Source organism: Gillisella taibaishanensis (genome assembly GCF_001938985.1).
GTDB lineage: Bacteria > Pseudomonadota > Alphaproteobacteria > Rhizobiales > Rhizobiaceae > Allorhizobium > Allorhizobium taibaishanense.
Map to the genome: position 1 here is coordinate 103,231 of NZ_MKIN01000022.1, position 16,563 is coordinate 119,793.

Here is a 16,563-nt window from a genome sequence, read left to right on the forward strand (position 1 = left end):
CTCGTTAGCCAAGGGATTGGCGGCGTTGGTCTATGCCGATCCCTTTTGAAAAAGCAAAAGGGGAAATGCATGCGCCTTCTATCGAAACTTCTTTCCATGTCCGCACTATCAGCAGCAATCGCGCTCGGTGGCTTGAGTGCCGCTGACGCCGCGCCGAAGAAGGATTTCAAGGTCGCCTGGTCGATCTATGCCGGCTGGATGCCCTGGGGCTATGCCAGCGACCATGGCATCGTCAAGAAATGGGCCGACAAATACGGCATCAAGATCGATGTCACCCAGTTCAACGACTATGTGGAGTCGATGAACCAGTATACCGCCGGCGCCTATGATGCGGTAACACTGACCAATATGGACGGGCTTTCCATCCCCGCCGCCGGCGGCGTCGACACCACGGCCGTCATCGTCGGCGACTTTTCCAACGGCAATGACGCCGTCATTCTCAAGGGTAAGGACAAGCTTGCCGACATCAAAGGACAGAAGGTCAATCTCGTCCAGTTCTCGGTGTCGCATTACCTGCTGGCCCGGGCGCTCGACAGCGTGAAAATGACCGAAAAGGACGTCACCGTCGTCAACACGTCTGACGCCGACATGGTCGCGGCCTACAAGACCGATGACGTGACATCCGTCGTCACCTGGAACCCGTTGGTCTCGACCATTATGGAAGAGCCGAGCGCAAAAAAAGTATTCGACAGCTCGCAAATCCCCGGTGAAATCATCGATCTGATGGTCGCCAATACCGCTGTGCTGAAGGACAATCCCGACTTCGGCAAGGCACTCGTTGGCATCTGGTATGAAACGACGGCGCTGATGATGAAAGACACGGCGGAAGGCAAGGCCGCCCGCGAAGAGATGGGCAAGGCCTCCGGCACCGATCTCAAGGGCTTCGACAGCCAGCTTGCCGCCACCAAGCTGTTCGACAAGCCCACCGATGCCAGCGCCTTTACCGCGTCGCCTGGTCTGCCGAAGACCATGGATCTGGTGCGCAACTTCCTGTTTACCAAGGGCCTGCTCGGCAATGGTGCGCCGTCTGCCGACGTGATCGGCATCGAAATGCCCGATGGCAAGGTGCTGGGCGACAAGGCCAATGTGAAGCTACGCTTCACCACCACCTACATGGACGCCGCCGCCAAGGGCCTCTGATCACTCCCATTCCGGAGGAGGTCCGCCTCCTCCGGTCTTTCAAGATCAGATTGATGGAACGGAGATTGCCATGCGGTTGATCAACCGAAGACCCGGCAACGGCGCGCGGCTGGCGCTGGCCTTTCTACCCTTTGCCGCCGTGCTCGCGGCTTACGCGGCAGGGTCTGCGGCCCGCCTTGCCGACAATGCCAATGATAAACTACTGCCGGGCTTTGCCTCTTTTGCGCAGGCCATCAACCGCATGGCTTTCGTGGCAGATCCGCGCACGGGGGATTACATTCTCTGGGCCGACACTTGGGCAAGCCTGATCCGGCTGTTTTCGGGCCTTGGCATTTCCACCGCTATCGCCCTGCTGCTCGGCCTCGTCATCGGCATGTTTCCTTATATCAGGGCGCTTCTGTCGCCCTTCGTCGGCGCAATTTCGATGGTGCCGCCGCTGGCGCTGCTGCCGATTCTGTTCATCGTCATGGGGCTAGGCGAATCCTCGAAGATTACCCTGATCGTCATCGGCGTCGCGCCAATCATGATCCGCGACCTGGCGCTCCGGGCAATGGAACTGCCGCGCGAGCAGATCATCAAGGCAGAGACGCTGGGCGGCTCCTCCTGGCAGATTGCGCTTCGGGTGGTGCTGCCGCAAATCCTGCCGCGCCTGATCACGACGCTGAGGCTGCAGCTTGGCCCGGCCTTCCTCTTCCTGATCGCGGCGGAAGCGATTTCGTCGGATAGCGGGCTTGGCTACCGGATATTTCTGGTGCGCCGCTATCTCTCCATGGACGTGATCTTTCCTTATGTCGCCTGGATCACCCTAATCGCCGTGCTGACAGATTACCTGCTCGACCGTCTGCGGATTGCGCTGTTTCCCTGGTCCAATCTGGAGGCGCATTGATGAGCGGCATCGTCATCGACAATGTCTGGAAGGAATACGGCGACCAGATCGTTTTGGAAAACGTGTCGCTCACCATCGAGCCACGCGGTTTCGTCGCCCTTGTCGGCCCCTCCGGCTGCGGCAAGAGCACATTTCTGCGCATGCTGCTCGGTCAGGAACGGCCAACGCGGGGCGCGATCCTGCTGGATGGCCAGCCGCTGCCGCCCGAACCGGGGCCGGATCGTGGCGTGGTGTTCCAGCGCTACTCCGTGTTTCCGCACCTCACCGTGCTCGGCAATGTCATGCTGGGCAAGGAACTGACAAAGGCGCGCATCTCTGCAAGATTGTTTGGTGCGGCCAGGCGGCAGGCGCGGGAAGAGGCGGAGGCGATGATTGCCGCCGTTGGCCTTTCCGGCTCCGAGAGCAAATACCCTGCGCAGCTCTCAGGCGGCATGCAGCAGCGTTTAGCGCTGGCGCAAGCGCTGATGATGAAGCCGAAAGTACTGCTGCTCGATGAGCCTTTCGGCGCACTCGATCCCGGCATCCGCGCCGAGATCCATCAACTGATGAAGAAGCTCTGGCATGAGAACCCGATGACCGTGGTCATGGTGACGCACGACATGCGCGAGGCCTTCACGCTCGCCAGCCGCGTCGTCGCCTTTGAGCGGCCACGTGACCGGCCGGAGGAAAAGCTGCGCTACGGCGCCACCATCACCAAGGACATTTCGATCTGGCCGCCACGACAGGCCGGAACACCTTCCATTTTTCGCCCAGACCGGGACGGCCCGGTCACCACAGACGGGCTTCACCGGGACGACCCGGCACATCGTCGATAGGAGAAAAACCCATGCATATCCGACGCTCTGCCGAAGAGATCGCCGCCAACCGGGCGCGCTATGAAGAACACCAGAAAAAGGGGCTGAATTTCGCGCCAAAGGCCTTGCCGGGCAAAAGCGCCCTGCCCGCGCCAGATCTCGATGATAAGACCATCGTCCACCGCGAGGTTATCCCCGGCGGCTGGTATTGGTCGACGCGGGTGAAGGCGCTGGAAACGCTGCGCGTTCACCTCACGCACGGCTTTTCCACCGTATCGCTGATTGCCTGGAACGCTGCCGATCCCGTTGAGCGGCTAAACCTGCCGGACACGGTGAAAATGCAATGGACCACGGGTCTTGGCAAAGGCCGGGTGATCTTTTCCGACATGGGCAAGGTGATGTTCTCGATCACCGAAGACAGCAGCGGCGCCCATGACTGCCTGATGGGTGGCTCCACCGCCGCCTCCAATGCCCGCAAATATGCCGGTTCCAACAGCGCCGCCACCAGAAACAGCCGCGACAATTTCGTGCTGATGGCGACGAAAGCCGGGCTTTCCAAGCGCGACATCCCCGCAAGCCTCGCCCTGTTTGCCCCTGTCCCCGTCGATGCCGAAGGCCGTTTCCAATGGAAACCGGAACTGCTGAACCAGGGCGACTATGTCGATCTGCGCGCCGAGATGGATATGATCGTCGGCTTTTCCAACTGCCCGCATCCGCTCGACCCCAATGCCTCCTATGCCCCCAACCCGGTGACGATCACGCGCCTTGCTGCTTCGGAACCTGCGGCTGACGATCTCTGCCGCACTGCCACTGCAGAAGCCGTTCGCGGCTTTGAAAACAACGCATTTGCAGCGCTTTGAGGGAGAAGACCGATGACCGAATTTAAAGCAACCTCCCCAGCCCGCTCGCTTGATAACGCCGTGCAGGACCATTTCATTCCAGCGGAAGCCCCTTTCTCCACCGTGGTGAAAAAGGGCCAGATCCTGCGCATCGAAGACAGCTACGGCCAACAGGCAATCGATACGCTGTTCTACAATGCCACCGACTTCTCCGAGCGCTATTCCAGCCAGGATACGATGCGCGAACAGGGTGCGGCCTATATCTCCACCGGCACGAAGATCATCTCCAACGAAGGTCAGATCATGCTGACCATGGTGGCCGATAGCTGCGGACGCCATGATACCTCGGCTGGCGCCTGCTCCTGCGAGAGCAACACCGTGCGCTTTGGCCACGCCACGAAATACCTGCATGCCTGCCGCGACAATTTCGTGCTTGAGGTCTCCAAGCACGGCATGAGCAAGCGTGACGTCGTGTCGAACATCAACTTCTTCATGAATGTGCCGATCGAACCGTCAGGCGAAATGACCATCGTCGACGGCATTTCCGCGCCCGGCGATTTCGTCGAGCTGAAGGCGGAGATGGATGTGCTGCTGATGATTTCCAATTGCCCGCAGATCAACAATCCCTGCAACGGGTTCGATCCGACGCCAGCCCGCGTCATGGTTTGGGATGGTGAGGCCTGAGCGATGTTCAAAAAGGTTCTGATTGCCAACCGGGGCGAAATCGCCGTCCGGATCATCCGCACGCTCCGCTCGATGGGGATTGCCTCCGTCGCCGTCCATTCCGATGCCGACCGCTTTGCCAAAGCCGTGCAATTGGCCGACGAGGCGGTACGGCTTGGTCCGGCAGCGGCATCTGAAAGCTATCTCAATGTCGAGGCTGTGATTGCCGCCTGCAAGGCAACGGGGGCTGAGGCCGTACATCCCGGCTATGGCTTTCTCTCGGAAAATATCGGCTTTGCCGAGCGGCTGGAGCAGGAAGGCATCGCCTTCATCGGTCCAACGCCTGCCAATATCGCCGCTTTCGGGCTGAAACATACCGCCCGCGAGATTGCGGAAAAAAGCGGCGTGCCGCTTTTGCCCGGCAGCGCCTTGCTCGATCATGCCGAGGAAGCCCTGGGCGAGGCCGAGCGCATCGGCTATCCCGTCATGCTGAAATCCACCGCCGGCGGCGGCGGTATCGGCATGCAGCTCTGCGCGGATGCAGCCACCTTGAAGGCCGCCTTCGATAGTGTGCAACGCACTGCAAAGGCCAGCTTTGGCGATGCCCGCGTCTATCTCGAGCGCTTCGTCGCCAAGGCCCGGCATGTGGAAGTGCAGATCTTCGGCGATGGAGAAGGACGGGTGATCGCGCTTGGCGAGCGGGATTGCTCGCTGCAACGGCGCAATCAGAAAGTCATCGAGGAAACCCCGGCACCCGGCCTGAGCGATGCCGTGCGCCAGCGTCTCCATTCAGCGGCGGTGTCGCTCGGACAATCCGTCAAATATCGCTCTGCGGGCACGGTGGAGTTCATCTACGATCCGGCGCGGCAGGAATTCTACTTCCTTGAGGTCAACACCCGGCTGCAGGTTGAGCATCCCGTCACCGAGGAAGTCTTCTGCATCGATCTCGTTGAATGGATGATCCGCCAGGCGGCGGGTGAAGACGTGCTGACGGGGAGGGAAAACCTCGCGCCCAAGGGTGCCGCCATCGAGGCGCGAGTCTATGCGGAAATGCCGCATGCGGACTTCCGCCCTAGCGCCGGGCTGCTGACGGAGGTGACCTTCCCGAACGGCGTTCGCGTCGACGGCTGGATCGAAACCGGCACCGAAGTCACACCCTTCTACGACCCGATGCTGGCCAAGGTGATCGTGTCAGGTGAAAGCCGCGAGGCGGCCATCGCGGCTTTGCAGCAGGCTCTGGATGGCTCCTCAATATCGGGCATAGAAACCAATCTCGAGTATCTTAAAGCCATTGCCGCCTCGGATCTTTTCAACAGCGCCGATGTCGCCACAACGGCCCTGAAGGATTTCAACTTCGTGCCTGACGTGGTCGAAGTCATCACAGCAGGCGCCCAATCCAGCCTGCAGGAACTGCCGGGACGGCTGGGGCTCTGGCATGTCGGTGTGCCCCCGAGTGGGCCGATGGATGAGCGCTCCTTCCGCCACGCCAACCGGCTGGTGGGCAATGCCGACGAGACGGCGACACTCGAACTGACGGTATCGGGACCTATTCTGAAATTCTTCTCGGATGTTACGGTGGCGCTGGCTGGTGCCGTGATGCCGATGACACTGGACGGTGAAGCGGTTGCCCATGATACGGCGATCTCGGTCAAGGCCGGCCAGACGCTTGCCATCGGCAGCATTGCGGGCGCGGGCCAACGTGCCTATCTCGCCGTGTCGGGCGGCTTTGCCGCCCCCGTCGTGCTCGGCTCCCGTGCCACCTTCGGCCTCGGCCAGTTCGGCGGTCACGCCACCGGCACGCTGAAGGCCGGGCATGTGCTGCGGCTGGCACGCAGCGCTCAATCCACGCCGAAGCCGGCGAATGACCCGGCGCAGTTGTCGCGCCATTGGCAGGTCGGCGTGATTTACGGTCCGCACGGGGCGCCCGACTTCTTTCAGGACGGTGACATCGAGACCCTGTTTTCCACCGATTACGAGGTGCATTTCAACAGCGCCCGCACCGGCGTCCGCCTGATCGGCCCTGCGCCGAAATGGGCGCGCAGCGACGGCGGCGAGGCGGGGCTTCACCCCTCCAACCTGCATGACAATGCTTACGCCATCGGTGCCATCGACTTTACCGGCGATATGCCGATCATTCTCGGTCCTGACGGCCCAAGCCTTGGCGGCTTCGTCTGCCCGGCGGTGATTGCGGCGGATGAACAGTGGAAGATGGGGCAGTTCAAGCCGGGGGATACCATCCGTTTTCATCCCGTGGCGCGAGATGCGGATCTCCTTACCGGTCCTGTGGTCAAACGTCTTCCGGCTGAAACCGGCTCGCCGATCATTGGCTCGGACCAATCCGGCCCGGTCTCCGTCACCTATCGCCGCCAGGGTGATGACAATCTTCTGGTCGAATATGGTGAGATGCAGCTCGACATCGGGCTGAGGCTGCGCATCCACCTGCTGATGCAGGCGGTTCAAGCGGCAAAGCTGCCTGGCCTTATCGACCTCACCCCCGGTATCCGCTCGCTGCAGATACATTATGACGGAGCGAGCCTGCCGCGCCACCGGCTGCTTGGTCAGTTGCGGGAGATCGAGGCGAGCCTGCCGGATATGCGGGATGTGAAAGTGCCGAGCCGCACCGTTTATCTGCCGCTCTCCTGGAACGATCCGCAGGCAGAGCTTGCCATGCGCAAATACCAGGACCTGGTGCGGCCAAACGCGCCCTGGTGCCCGTCGAATATCGAATTCATCCGCCGCATCAACGGGCTTGCCGACGAAGAAGCGGTGAAGCAGACGATTTTCGATGCCAGCTATCTGGTGATGGGTCTGGGCGATGTCTATCTCGGCGCGCCGGTTGCCACGCCTCTCGATCCACGCCACCGGCTAGTAACGACGAAATACAACCCTGCCCGCACCTGGACGCCCGAAAATGCCGTGGGCATCGGCGGTGCCTATATGTGCATCTATGGCATGGAAGGTCCGGGCGGCTACCAGCTGTTCGGGCGCACCATTCAGGTCTGGAACACCTGGCGCAAGACCTCTGTCTTCACCAAGCCCTGGCTGCTTGAGTTCTTCGACCAGATCCGCTTCTTCCCCGTCAGCCATGCGGAACTGACCGAAGCGAGGGAAGCTTTCCCGCACGGCGCCTACCCGATCCGTATTGAAGAGGGCACCCTCTCCTACGCCGCCTATGAGGCAGAGCTTGCTGCCAATGCCAGTGGCATCGCTGCCTTCAAGCAGCAGCAGCAGGCCTCCTTCGAGGCGGAGCGCCAGCGCTGGAAAGAGCTAGGACTAGACACGTTCCAGGTGGATGACGGCGCTGGTCCAGGCCTTGGCGGCGATATTCCCGACAATTGCTTCGGGGTAGAAAGCGCCGTGCCCGGCAATCTGTGGAAGCTACTCGTGGAAGAAGGCCAATTCGTTGCTGCCGGAGACACCATCGCCATCATCGAGTCGATGAAGATGGAAATCACGGTCACCGCTCATGCGCCCGGCATCTTGCGGGAAATCCGCGCAGCGCCCGGCCGCACGGTAAAAGCAGGAGATGTTATTGCGGTGCTGCAAAACCCTTAAAACTCGCCTCCAACGAGACCAAATGACCGGATATATGGAACAGAATTTCATTTATCCGGTCAAATTTTCTACTAAAAAGGAAGAGAATAGGCGCTCCTTTCTGGCCTTGGGCGGGTTTCGCCGCTGATAATGCCTCCCATAGCGACGACCCACAGCGACAGGAGGGATCCGCCATGGCAAGACCGTATTCCAGCACCGATACGCTTATCGTTCCCGGACTGAACGGATCGCCGGTGGGTCATTGGCAACAGGTATGGCTTGAGGATCGGCCGGAAAGCACACTGGTTGAGCAGGACGATTGGAACCATCCCGACCTCGACAGCTGGAAGGCCCGGCTGGAGCAGCATTTGTCGCGGAGCGAGGGTGCCTGGATCGTCGCCCATAGCATGGGATGTCTTCTCACCGCCCAGATGGCGGACAGCCCCCTGCGCCACCGAATTCGCGGTGCGCTTCTGGTGGCACCTTGTGACTTGAAAACGGCGGAAAACCAGCATCCTGACGTGATCCGCTTCGGTGCCATGCCCTGCAAGCACTTGCCCTTTCCAACCCTGATGATCGGCAGCCAGAACGACCCCTATATGGGCGAAGACGTTCTGGAGCGTACCGCCGCCTGCTGGGGCAGCCGGTTGGTCAATCTCGGCGCCGTTGGCCATATCAATCCGCAGAGCGGGTTTGGCCGCTGGCCGCAAGGTTATACGTTGCTGTCACATCTACAGGCCTATGTGGAGGGACGACTGGCCAGCCGCGTGCTCGACACCGATTTCGTGGGGGCACCAGCACCTCAAGCAATTGATCTCAATGGCACAACGGTCGGCGCATCCTGACCAGGGAAGATCCGCTAGAAAACGATAGATACGCCTTCAATTGCCTTTGCCAGGCGGACCGGAAATGTACGCAAATTGTCCGGCAGGCAATTCAGTACGCGCTTGAATAATATCCGTCGCCGTGGTCATCATCGATAAACCACGGATCGCACAATGACCTCTCAGCCTGCCCCTTCGCTTTCTACCACCCACAACTTGGCGCACGGCCCTATTCACGGCATGGCGCTGATGGCCGGCTGCATGCTGCTGTTGCCGGGCATGGATGCGATCGCCAAATACATGGCCAATGTCGAGGGTATGTCGCCTGGCCAAGTGACCTTCTATCGCTTCTTCTTTCAACTGGCCTGTACTCTGCCCTTCCTCGTTCTCATGCAGGGAAAAGCGGCTTTCACGGCCAAGCGGCCATTTCTCAATCTGCTGCGCGGCGCGCTGCATGGGGCGGCCAGCCTCTGCTTTTTCGCTGCCGTCAAATATATGCCGCTTGCCGATGTCTTCGCGATCTATTTCGTCGAGCCCTTCATCCTGACGGCACTGTCGGCCCTGTTCCTGGGCGACAAGGTCGGCTGGCGGCGGTGGCTGGCAATTGTGGTTGGTTTTGGCGGCGCGATGATCGTCATTCAGCCAAGCTGGGAAGTGTTCGGCGCCACATCGCTATTGCCGGTGCTCTGCGCGTTCCTCTTTGCCCTCTACATGTTCCTCAACCGCGCCATCGGCAACGCCGATTCGCCGATGACCATGCAGACCATGTCCGGCGTAGGCGGGACGATCTTCATGGCCGGTGCGATTTTTCTCGGCCACGGGCTAGGCAGTGCCGATTTTGCGCCCTCGTTGCCCGCAACATTCCTCGGCCTGATGTTGCTCATTTTGCTCGGCGTGCTCTCCGGCTATCTGCATCTGCTGGTCGTCAAAGCCTTCCGCATGGCGCCGCTGTCGGTGCTGGCGCCTTTCCAGTATTTCGAAATCATCGCTGCCACTATTCTCGGTTATGTGCTGTTCAGCGATTTCCCATCACCTTCGAAATGGCTGGGCATCGTCATCATCGTCGGCTCGGGCCTGTTCATCCTCTGGCGCGAGCACCGCAGCGCCCGCCGGGAGAAGATCGCAACGGGCTGAGGTACGCGCCCAAAAATGAGCAATTGCCTCTGACCTTTCCGTTTCATTTTGGGCCATCGTTACCATTCGTAAACCGAGTCCGTTATGTCGATTGCAACGATTGGCATTTAGATCAATCTACGGTTTCATGATGAAACGAGGTTTCGACGATGCGGGAATTTCGCCTGTCGTTTCCGGCAAGCGTGATTGCCGGAAAGCGAAGACTGGACCCTCATGACGTGGTCCTTCTCAAGACTTATAGCCTGCCGCAAGGTGTCTCGACCCATGAAGAGGCGATGATCCTCCTGGTTCTCAATGGCTGCTGTCCAGAGAAATGCCCGGAATGGCAGAGTTATTTCGTCGACGCCATCACCACCTTCATTGTTGCGAAGTGTCCGCCGGAAAATCGGATAGATACCCTGAAGCTGCGCTGGTTGATCAGCACCTTCACCACTGACGGTCAGGCCAACTCGCCGATCGAGCGCTGGCTCCTACAGCAGATAATCGCCAAAATTACACTTCTGCGCGGCAAAGGCGCAGCCACCCCAAAGACATCTTCCGTTACAGAAGAGTGGCAACAGAAATCCTTAGCCCTCGCTTAGGGCAACGGCTGGCCATTTCAGCCGCATTTTTCCTACAAACATCAGGATCGCTTCTGCCAACTTGAGATCGGCGGCATCGGCATGCAAAACTCCTCCTCACGAGGGCCATTGCTGTCGCTTTCATGATCCAGCACACCTCAGTTTCGCAAGATCCTCAACCGAACGGAATTTCCATAGCCTCGCCTCAATGCTATGGAGCACTGTTCGAAAAAGACAGAAATGACAGCACTGTGCCGATGACTGTCCTCTGCATAATGCTTTAAAGACGAAGACCTTAGGAAAATCAGGGAGATTCTCGATGGATGTTCGCGCCGCCGTTGCCACTCAGGCAGGCAAGCCGCTTGAAATCATGACCGTGCAGCTCGAAGGCCCGAAGGCTGGCGAGGTCCTTGTCGAGGTCAAGGCAACAGGCATTTGCCACACCGACGATTTCACCTTGTCGGGTGCCGATCCGGAAGGCCTCTTCCCCGCCATTCTCGGCCATGAGGGTGCGGGCATCGTCGTGGATGTCGGCCCGGGCGTAACATCGCTGAAAAAGGGCGATCACGTCATCCCGCTCTACACGCCGGAATGCCGCGAATGCTATTCCTGCACTTCGCGCAAAACCAATCTCTGCACCTCGATCCGCACCACCCAGGGCCAGGGCGTGATGCCTGACGGCACCTCGCGCTTCTCGATCGGCAAGGACAAGATCCACCATTACATGGGCTGCTCGACCTTCGCCAATTTCACCGTCCTGCCGGAAATTGCGCTGGCCAAGATCAATCCCGACGCCCCCTTCGACAAGGTCTGCTATATCGGCTGCGGCGTCACGACGGGCATTGGCGCAGTCATCAACACGGCGAAGGTCGAGATCGGCTCGACCGCCATCGTCTTCGGTCTCGGCGGCATCGGCTTGAACGTGCTGCAGGGCCTGCGCCTGGCTGGCGCCGACATGATCATCGGCGTCGACATCAATCCCGACCGAAAGGCCTGGGGCGAGAAATTCGGCATGACCCATTTCGTCAACCCGAAAGAGGTCGGTGACGACATCGTGCCCTATCTCGTCAACATGACCAAGCGTCATGGCGACCTGATTGGCGGCGCCGATTACACCTTCGACTGCACCGGCAATACCAAGGTCATGCGCCAGGCGCTGGAATGCTCGCATCGCGGCTGGGGCAAGTCCGTCATCATCGGCGTTGCCGGTGCTGGACAGGAAATTTCCACTCGCCCCTTCCAGCTGGTCACCGGCCGCAACTGGATGGGCACTGCCTTCGGCGGCGCGCGCGGCCGCACCGACGTGCCGAAGATCGTTGATTGGTACATGGAGGGCAAGATCCAGATCGATCCGATGATCACCCACACCATGCCGCTCGAGGACATCAACAAGGGCTTCGACCTCATGCACAAGGGCGAAAGCATCCGCGGCGTGGTGATTTATTGATGGCAGATCTGCCATATCGGGTCGACGTGCGGACAATGGAAACACTGTCCGCACATGACCTCTACGCATTGCTGAAAATGCGGGTCGACGTTTTCGTCGTCGAGCAGCAATGCGCCTATCCTGAACTGGACGGCAAGGATCTCGACGCCGTGCATGTGCGGTTGATGGAAGGTGACATGCCTGTCGCCGCTGCCCGGATTCTACCGCCTGGCAAGGCCTCGGCCACCGTGAAGATCGGCCGGGTGGTCGTCTCGCCGGATCACCGGGGCAAACGCCTCGGCGAGGCCCTGATGCGGGAGGCAATCGCCGTCTGCGAACGGCAGTTTCCTGAAATCCAGATCGGCCTTTCCGCGCAGCGCCATCTGCAGCATTTTTACGAATCCTTCGGCTTCCAGCCTGTTTCCGCAGTCTACCTTGAAGATGGCATTGCGCATGTCGACATGCTGCGCCCTGTCTCCGGCGCAAAGGACGGCCTGTGATGATCTATGTCGATGCCGACGCCTGCCCGGTGAAACCGGAAATTCTCAAGGTCGCCGAACGCCATGATCTGCCGGTGACCTTCGTTGCCAATTCCGGCCTGCGCCCCTCTCGCGATCCGATGGTGATAAACGTGATCGTCTCAAACGGCTTCGACGCCGCCGATGACTGGATCGCCGAGCGGGCCAGCGCTGGCGACATTGTCGTCACGGCCGACATCCCGCTCGCCGGTCGTTGCGTGGCTGCCGGCGCGCTGGTAACCGGACCGACCGGCCGGCCTTTTGACGAAACCAATATCGGCATGGTCACCGCCATGCGCGATCTTGGTGCCCATCTGCGCGAAACCGGCGAAAGCAAGGGCTATAACCGCGCCTTCAGCCCGCGTGACCGCTCGCAATTCCTGGAAACTCTCGACCGGCTGTGCCGCAGAGCGAAATCATTGGGCAAACCATGACCACCAAGAAGAAGAAGCCATTCCTTTATCTGCTGCGCCGCCATCGCCATAGCGCCTTCTACCGAGGTGGTCTCCTGGCGTTGTGCTCGCATCCAGTCTTCCTGGTGTTGAAACCGCAGCTCGCCATCGAACTGTCGGCAATCATCTTCTTCGTCTTCTATCTTGGAGCCATGGCACGGCGCATCCCCGGCATAACCGCTGAACGGCTGAAGACCAGCCCGCAGCGTGACGACGCACCGACCATCGCCATTCCCATGGTCAGCCTTATCGCCGTTGCCGCCGCCGTCGCGGCACTGTTTAACGCGCTGAACCGCGGCAGCGGGTCGGAAAGCGTAGTAGAAGTCGGCCTGGCCTTTGCCTCGGTCATTGGTGGCTGGTTTACCATTCACGTGATGTTCGCCATGCATTACGCCCATCGGTTCTGGCAACATCTGCCGGCCGGCGGTAATACCGAGCCGCACCGGGGCTTGGATTTTCCTCAGACGGACGAACCCGGCGCCTACGAATTTCTATATTTTTCACTCGTGATCGGCATGACAGCACAGACCTCAGACGTGGCGATCACCTCGACACCAATGCGCTGCGTCAACATTCTCCACGCCATCACCTCTTTCTTCTTCAACACCATCTTGGTTGCCGCAGCGGTCAATGCCGCCGTGGCGCTTGCCGGCTGAATTGGAGCTTTCCTCATGAATATCCTGTCGCAAAACACCGCTTTCGGCGGCATGCAGGGCGTGTTTTCGCACATGTCCGAGACCACGAAATGCGAGATGACCTTTGCAGTCTTCGTGCCGCCGCAGGCAATCGCCGAAAAGCGGCCTGTGCTCTGGTTTCTCTCAGGCCTGACCTGCACCCATGCCAATGTGATGGAAAAGGGCGAATACCGCCGTCTCGCAGCCGAACTTGGCCTGATCATCGTCTGCCCCGACACCAGCCCGCGCGGCAATGACGTGCCCGACGAACTGACCAACTGGAAGATGGGCAAGGGCGCGGGCATGTATCTCAATGCCACCGAGATGCCCTGGAGCGAACACTTCCAGATGTATAGCTATATCACCGAGGAACTGCCGGCCCTGATCGCCAGCCAGTTCCGCGCCGACATGGCCCGCCAGGGTGTTTTCGGCCATTCCATGGGCGGCCACGGCGCCCTGACCATCGCCCTGAAGAACCCTGACCGCTTCAAGAGCTGCTCGGCTTTTGCACCGATCGTCAGCCCCCTGCAGGCTGACTGGACGCAGGACGCATTCGAGAAATATCTCGGATCCGACCGCACGACATGGCGGCAATACGACGCCTGTGCCCTGATCGAGGACGGCGCGCGCTTTCCCGAGTTCCTGGTCGACCAAGGCAAGGCCGACAGCTTCCTTGAGAAGGGCCTACAGCCCTGGCTGCTGGAAGAGGCCGTGAAGGATACCGAGATCGGCCTGACGCTGCGCCTGCACGAGCGCTACGACCATTCCTATTATTTCATCTCAAGCTTCATGGACGACCATCTGCGCTGGCATGCCGAGCGGCTCGGTTGATCGGGACCCTCAGGCAAACGTGGGAACGGGTTAGCATTCACTAGAGCCCTTCCGTGTTCCGCGGAAAGGCGCTACCGCGCTTTTGCCGGAAATGCGCCACTGCGCAAACAGAAGGTCAAATCGCCTTTCGGCTACGCAACAGATCGAGCACGATTGCCGCCCCCGCCTCGCCGGCGGGGATCTGGGTCTGCATCTTGCGCCAGATGAGGTCATAGCCCTCAAGCATGGCCTGACGCTCCGGCGTTTGCTGCGACAGACGCTCCATCCAGCGCGCCAGGGAGGCGCCGCGCAATTGCTCGTTCAGGTATTCCGGCACGACGACATAATCGGCGATGATGCTGGGCAAAGCGCCGGTCCAGGTCTTGATAAGGCTGTTGAAAAGCTTGATCAGCCAATCGGTCTTGTAGGTGGAGACAACGGGCACGCCGGCGAGACTCAATTCCAAAAGCACGGTGCCCGACGCGGCAATGGCAGCATCCGCCTCGGCAAAGGCGCGCCACTTGGCCTCTTCGCCGACAACGACCTCCGGCTTTTCCTCCCAATCGGCGACCGCCTGGCGCACCATAGCCTCCCGGCGCGGAACCGTCGGCAACACGAACCGAGTGGGTCCGTTGCGCTCGACGAAGTCACGGGCGGCATCACGAAAGATAGGCGTCAGCGACGAAATCTCGGCGCCGCGTGACCCCGGCAGCAACATGATCGTTTTCGGCTCTGACGGCGCCGGCAGTGGCTTCAACAGGCGCTCAGCCCGGCAGGCAAGCACAGACGGATCAGTCACCAGCCGGTGGCCGACGAAATGGGTCTTCGGACCACCCAGCCGCTGCATGACGGCGGGCTCGAAGGGCAGTACCGCAAGCACGGCATCGACATAGGGCAACATGGCCTTGGCCCGGTATTCCTTCCAGGCCCAGACGCTCGGGCAGACGTAATTAACGACGGGAAGGTCGGGATGAACCGCCCTCACCTTCTTCGCCACCCGATGGGTGAAATCGGGACTGTCGACGATGAGCAGCAGGTCCGGCTTATCGGCAATGATAGCCTTCGCCGTCTTGCCGATCAGCGACAGAAAACGCGGCAGCCTGGCCAGGACTTGCGTTATGCCCATCACCGACAGCTCGGAAAAATCAAACAGCGAGGTCAGCCCCTGCGCCTCCAGCGCCGGCCCGCCGACACCGGTCAACAGGACCTCGCCGCCATATTGCCGCTTCAGTGCAGCGATCAGATCGGCTCCAAGCAGGTCGCCGGAGACCTCGCCGGCGATAACAGCGATCTTGAGGGGTTTATCGACCACGGTCTGTGTCTCCCGGCCCGGGCTACAGCATCGCGCCGAATCGGCAGGATGCTTCAGCTTTTTGTTTTTGCATCGGATTTACCTGAAAACCGGTTCCCGTTTTTCGGTCCGATGCTCTCAATCAGAGTGTGCTATCGTGCTGCAATTCGATGCCAGAGACGAACACACCAGCTGCATCGGCCATAGCAAGCGTTTCCTGCCGCTGCAATAGCAGCGCTCGGCCGGCCTCGACGGCGATGCCCGCCAGGCCAGCACGCGCCGCATGCTCGACCGTCGACTGGCCGATGGTTGGCAGGTCGGCGCGGATATCCTGCTGCGGCTTGCAGAGTTTGACCAAAACACCACGCCGGCGGGATGAAATTCGGCCTTCGGCGCGAAGTTCGGCGACCCGTTGCAGCATGCGATCGGTGCCTTCAACACCTTCCAGCGCTACGATACGTCCGCCGACACTCACAGCGCCCTGCCCGACATCCAGCCGGCCCAAAGCATCGGCGGCTTTCATCGCCGCGGCAATGTCGCGCTGGTCGTCATCATTTGGCCGTGCTGTCCCCTGCGGCCCGATCTCGGCCAGCAACTGCGGTGCAATTTCATGGGCGCCGACGACGCGGCATCCTTGCGATTCGATCAGTTGGATGACCATCTTCAGAACGGCATCATCGCCCCCCGACAGGAGCGTCCTGACAGCAAAGGGAAGCTTCATCAAAAAGCGAAGATTGACATGTATCTCATTGAAATTCGGCCTCTTCTTGACGCCGCCTGACATAACCACGCGTTTGATACCATGTCGGCGGATCAAGGCGGAAAGCCCAGACATGTCGCCGACCCCGATCACCGCGGTATCGAAGCCGTCCCAGCGCTGGTCGGCTTCGTTCTTCAAGGGCAGGATGAAGGGATTCTCACCGGCGGCACGGGCTGCCTCCGCGACATAAACCGGCAGCATTCCGCTGCCGGCGATGACGGCAAGACGCCCGTCCTGGGTCATCATCGCGCGGCCATC

General features: G+C 60.3%; 16 protein-coding genes. 14 read left to right on the forward strand and 2 right to left on the reverse strand.

What is annotated here, in order from left to right:
- Window positions 1–69: 69 nt before the first annotated feature.
- The 14 genes from BJF91_RS11710 to fghA all read left to right on the forward strand — a co-directional run bounded on the left by BJF91_RS11710 (window position 70) and on the right by fghA (window position 14,275).
- The gene (locus BJF91_RS11710) at window positions 70–1,140 is read left to right on the forward strand and encodes a putative urea ABC transporter substrate-binding protein (protein WP_075614709.1); all 1,071 of its coding nucleotides are present in this window, start codon (window positions 70–72) and stop codon (window positions 1,138–1,140) included.
- A 70-nt stretch (window positions 1,141–1,210) separates the two neighbouring features.
- Entirely contained in the window at window positions 1,211–2,026 is an 816-nt protein-coding gene (locus tag BJF91_RS11715; RefSeq protein WP_075614710.1) for an ABC transporter permease, read from the forward strand.
- A complete protein-coding gene (locus BJF91_RS11720; RefSeq protein WP_075614711.1) occupies window positions 2,026–2,841 on the forward strand; it encodes an ABC transporter ATP-binding protein in 816 nt (271 codons plus the stop codon). Before BJF91_RS11715 ends, BJF91_RS11720 begins: the two co-directional genes overlap by 1 nt.
- Window positions 2,842–2,852: 11 nt before the next feature.
- Window positions 2,853–3,680, forward strand: coding sequence for an urea amidolyase associated protein UAAP1 (locus BJF91_RS11725; protein ID WP_075614712.1), 828 nt, complete (start codon window positions 2,853–2,855; stop codon window positions 3,678–3,680).
- Between the two features lie 12 nt (window positions 3,681–3,692).
- Window positions 3,693–4,343, forward strand: coding sequence for an urea amidolyase associated protein UAAP2 (locus tag BJF91_RS11730; protein WP_075614713.1), 651 nt, complete (start codon window positions 3,693–3,695; stop codon window positions 4,341–4,343).
- Between the two features lie 3 nt (window positions 4,344–4,346).
- Complete coding sequence (gene uca / locus BJF91_RS11735; RefSeq protein ID WP_075614714.1) at window positions 4,347–7,877, forward strand: urea carboxylase; 3,531 nt, start codon at window positions 4,347–4,349, stop codon at window positions 7,875–7,877.
- Between the two features lie 173 nt (window positions 7,878–8,050).
- Window positions 8,051–8,701: an RBBP9/YdeN family alpha/beta hydrolase gene (locus BJF91_RS11740; RefSeq protein ID WP_083943281.1), complete on the forward strand. Its 651-nt coding sequence runs from the start codon at window positions 8,051–8,053 to the stop codon at window positions 8,699–8,701.
- A gap of 153 nt (window positions 8,702–8,854) precedes the next feature.
- Entirely contained in the window at window positions 8,855–9,814 is a 960-nt protein-coding gene (locus tag BJF91_RS11745; RefSeq protein ID WP_075614715.1) for a DMT family transporter, read from the forward strand.
- Window positions 9,815–9,963: 149 nt separating this feature from the next.
- The gene (locus tag BJF91_RS11750; protein ID WP_075614716.1) at window positions 9,964–10,395 is read left to right on the forward strand and encodes a hypothetical protein; all 432 of its coding nucleotides are present in this window, start codon (window positions 9,964–9,966) and stop codon (window positions 10,393–10,395) included.
- A 298-nt stretch (window positions 10,396–10,693) separates the two neighbouring features.
- Window positions 10,694–11,821 (forward strand): S-(hydroxymethyl)glutathione dehydrogenase/class III alcohol dehydrogenase, encoded by a 1,128-nt coding sequence (locus tag BJF91_RS11755; protein WP_075614717.1) that lies wholly within the window; start codon window positions 10,694–10,696, stop codon window positions 11,819–11,821.
- Window positions 11,821–12,300, forward strand: coding sequence for a GNAT family N-acetyltransferase (locus tag BJF91_RS11760; RefSeq protein WP_075614718.1), 480 nt, complete (start codon window positions 11,821–11,823; stop codon window positions 12,298–12,300). Before BJF91_RS11755 ends, BJF91_RS11760 begins: the two co-directional genes overlap by 1 nt.
- A complete protein-coding gene (locus BJF91_RS11765) occupies window positions 12,300–12,752 on the forward strand; it encodes a YaiI/YqxD family protein (protein WP_075614719.1) in 453 nt (150 codons plus the stop codon). The genes BJF91_RS11760 and BJF91_RS11765 overlap by 1 nt, the downstream gene beginning before the upstream one ends.
- A complete protein-coding gene (locus BJF91_RS11770; protein WP_075614720.1) occupies window positions 12,749–13,426 on the forward strand; it encodes a DUF1345 domain-containing protein in 678 nt (225 codons plus the stop codon). Before BJF91_RS11765 ends, BJF91_RS11770 begins: the two co-directional genes overlap by 4 nt.
- Before the next feature lie 15 nt (window positions 13,427–13,441).
- Entirely contained in the window at window positions 13,442–14,275 is an 834-nt protein-coding gene (gene fghA / locus BJF91_RS11775; protein ID WP_075614721.1) for an S-formylglutathione hydrolase, read from the forward strand.
- A gap of 115 nt (window positions 14,276–14,390) precedes the next feature.
- On the opposite strand, the gene lpxB is transcribed toward fghA, so the two are convergent.
- Window positions 14,391–15,566, reverse strand: coding sequence for a lipid-A-disaccharide synthase (gene lpxB, locus BJF91_RS11780; protein WP_075614722.1), 1,176 nt, complete (start codon window positions 15,564–15,566; stop codon window positions 14,391–14,393).
- A 121-nt stretch (window positions 15,567–15,687) separates the two neighbouring features.
- The gene (locus BJF91_RS11785; protein ID WP_139310671.1) at window positions 15,688–16,551 is read right to left on the reverse strand and encodes an LpxI family protein; all 864 of its coding nucleotides are present in this window, start codon (window positions 16,549–16,551) and stop codon (window positions 15,688–15,690) included.
- Window positions 16,552–16,563 lie beyond the last annotated feature (12 nt).

Excerpts from the sequence above, each read along its gene's own strand:
- BJF91_RS11725 (WP_075614712.1), top strand. The coding sequence starts at position 2,853 with ATGCATATCCGACGCTCTGCCGAAGAGATCGCCGCCAACCGGGCGCGC.
- BJF91_RS11745 (WP_075614715.1), top strand. The coding sequence starts at position 8,855 with ATGACCTCTCAGCCTGCCCCTTCGCTTTCTACCACCCACAACTTGGCG.
- BJF91_RS11720 (WP_075614711.1), top strand. The coding sequence starts at position 2,026 with ATGAGCGGCATCGTCATCGACAATGTCTGGAAGGAATACGGCGACCAG.
- BJF91_RS11760 (WP_075614718.1), top strand. The coding sequence starts at position 11,821 with ATGGCAGATCTGCCATATCGGGTCGACGTGCGGACAATGGAAACACTG.
- fghA (WP_075614721.1), top strand. The coding sequence starts at position 13,442 with ATGAATATCCTGTCGCAAAACACCGCTTTCGGCGGCATGCAGGGCGTG.
- BJF91_RS11730 (WP_075614713.1), top strand. The coding sequence starts at position 3,693 with ATGACCGAATTTAAAGCAACCTCCCCAGCCCGCTCGCTTGATAACGCC.
- BJF91_RS11750 (WP_075614716.1), top strand. The coding sequence starts at position 9,964 with ATGCGGGAATTTCGCCTGTCGTTTCCGGCAAGCGTGATTGCCGGAAAG.
- BJF91_RS11765 (WP_075614719.1), top strand. The coding sequence starts at position 12,300 with ATGATCTATGTCGATGCCGACGCCTGCCCGGTGAAACCGGAAATTCTC.
- BJF91_RS11770 (WP_075614720.1), top strand. The coding sequence starts at position 12,749 with ATGACCACCAAGAAGAAGAAGCCATTCCTTTATCTGCTGCGCCGCCAT.
- BJF91_RS11715 (WP_075614710.1), top strand. The coding sequence starts at position 1,211 with ATGCGGTTGATCAACCGAAGACCCGGCAACGGCGCGCGGCTGGCGCTG.
- BJF91_RS11755 (WP_075614717.1), top strand. The coding sequence starts at position 10,694 with ATGGATGTTCGCGCCGCCGTTGCCACTCAGGCAGGCAAGCCGCTTGAA.
- uca (WP_075614714.1), top strand. The coding sequence starts at position 4,347 with ATGTTCAAAAAGGTTCTGATTGCCAACCGGGGCGAAATCGCCGTCCGG.
- BJF91_RS11740 (WP_083943281.1), top strand. The coding sequence starts at position 8,051 with ATGGCAAGACCGTATTCCAGCACCGATACGCTTATCGTTCCCGGACTG.
- BJF91_RS11785 (WP_139310671.1), bottom strand. The coding sequence starts at position 16,551 with ATGATGACCCAGGACGGGCGTCTTGCCGTCATCGCCGGCAGCGGAATG.
- BJF91_RS11710 (WP_075614709.1), top strand. The coding sequence starts at position 70 with ATGCGCCTTCTATCGAAACTTCTTTCCATGTCCGCACTATCAGCAGCA.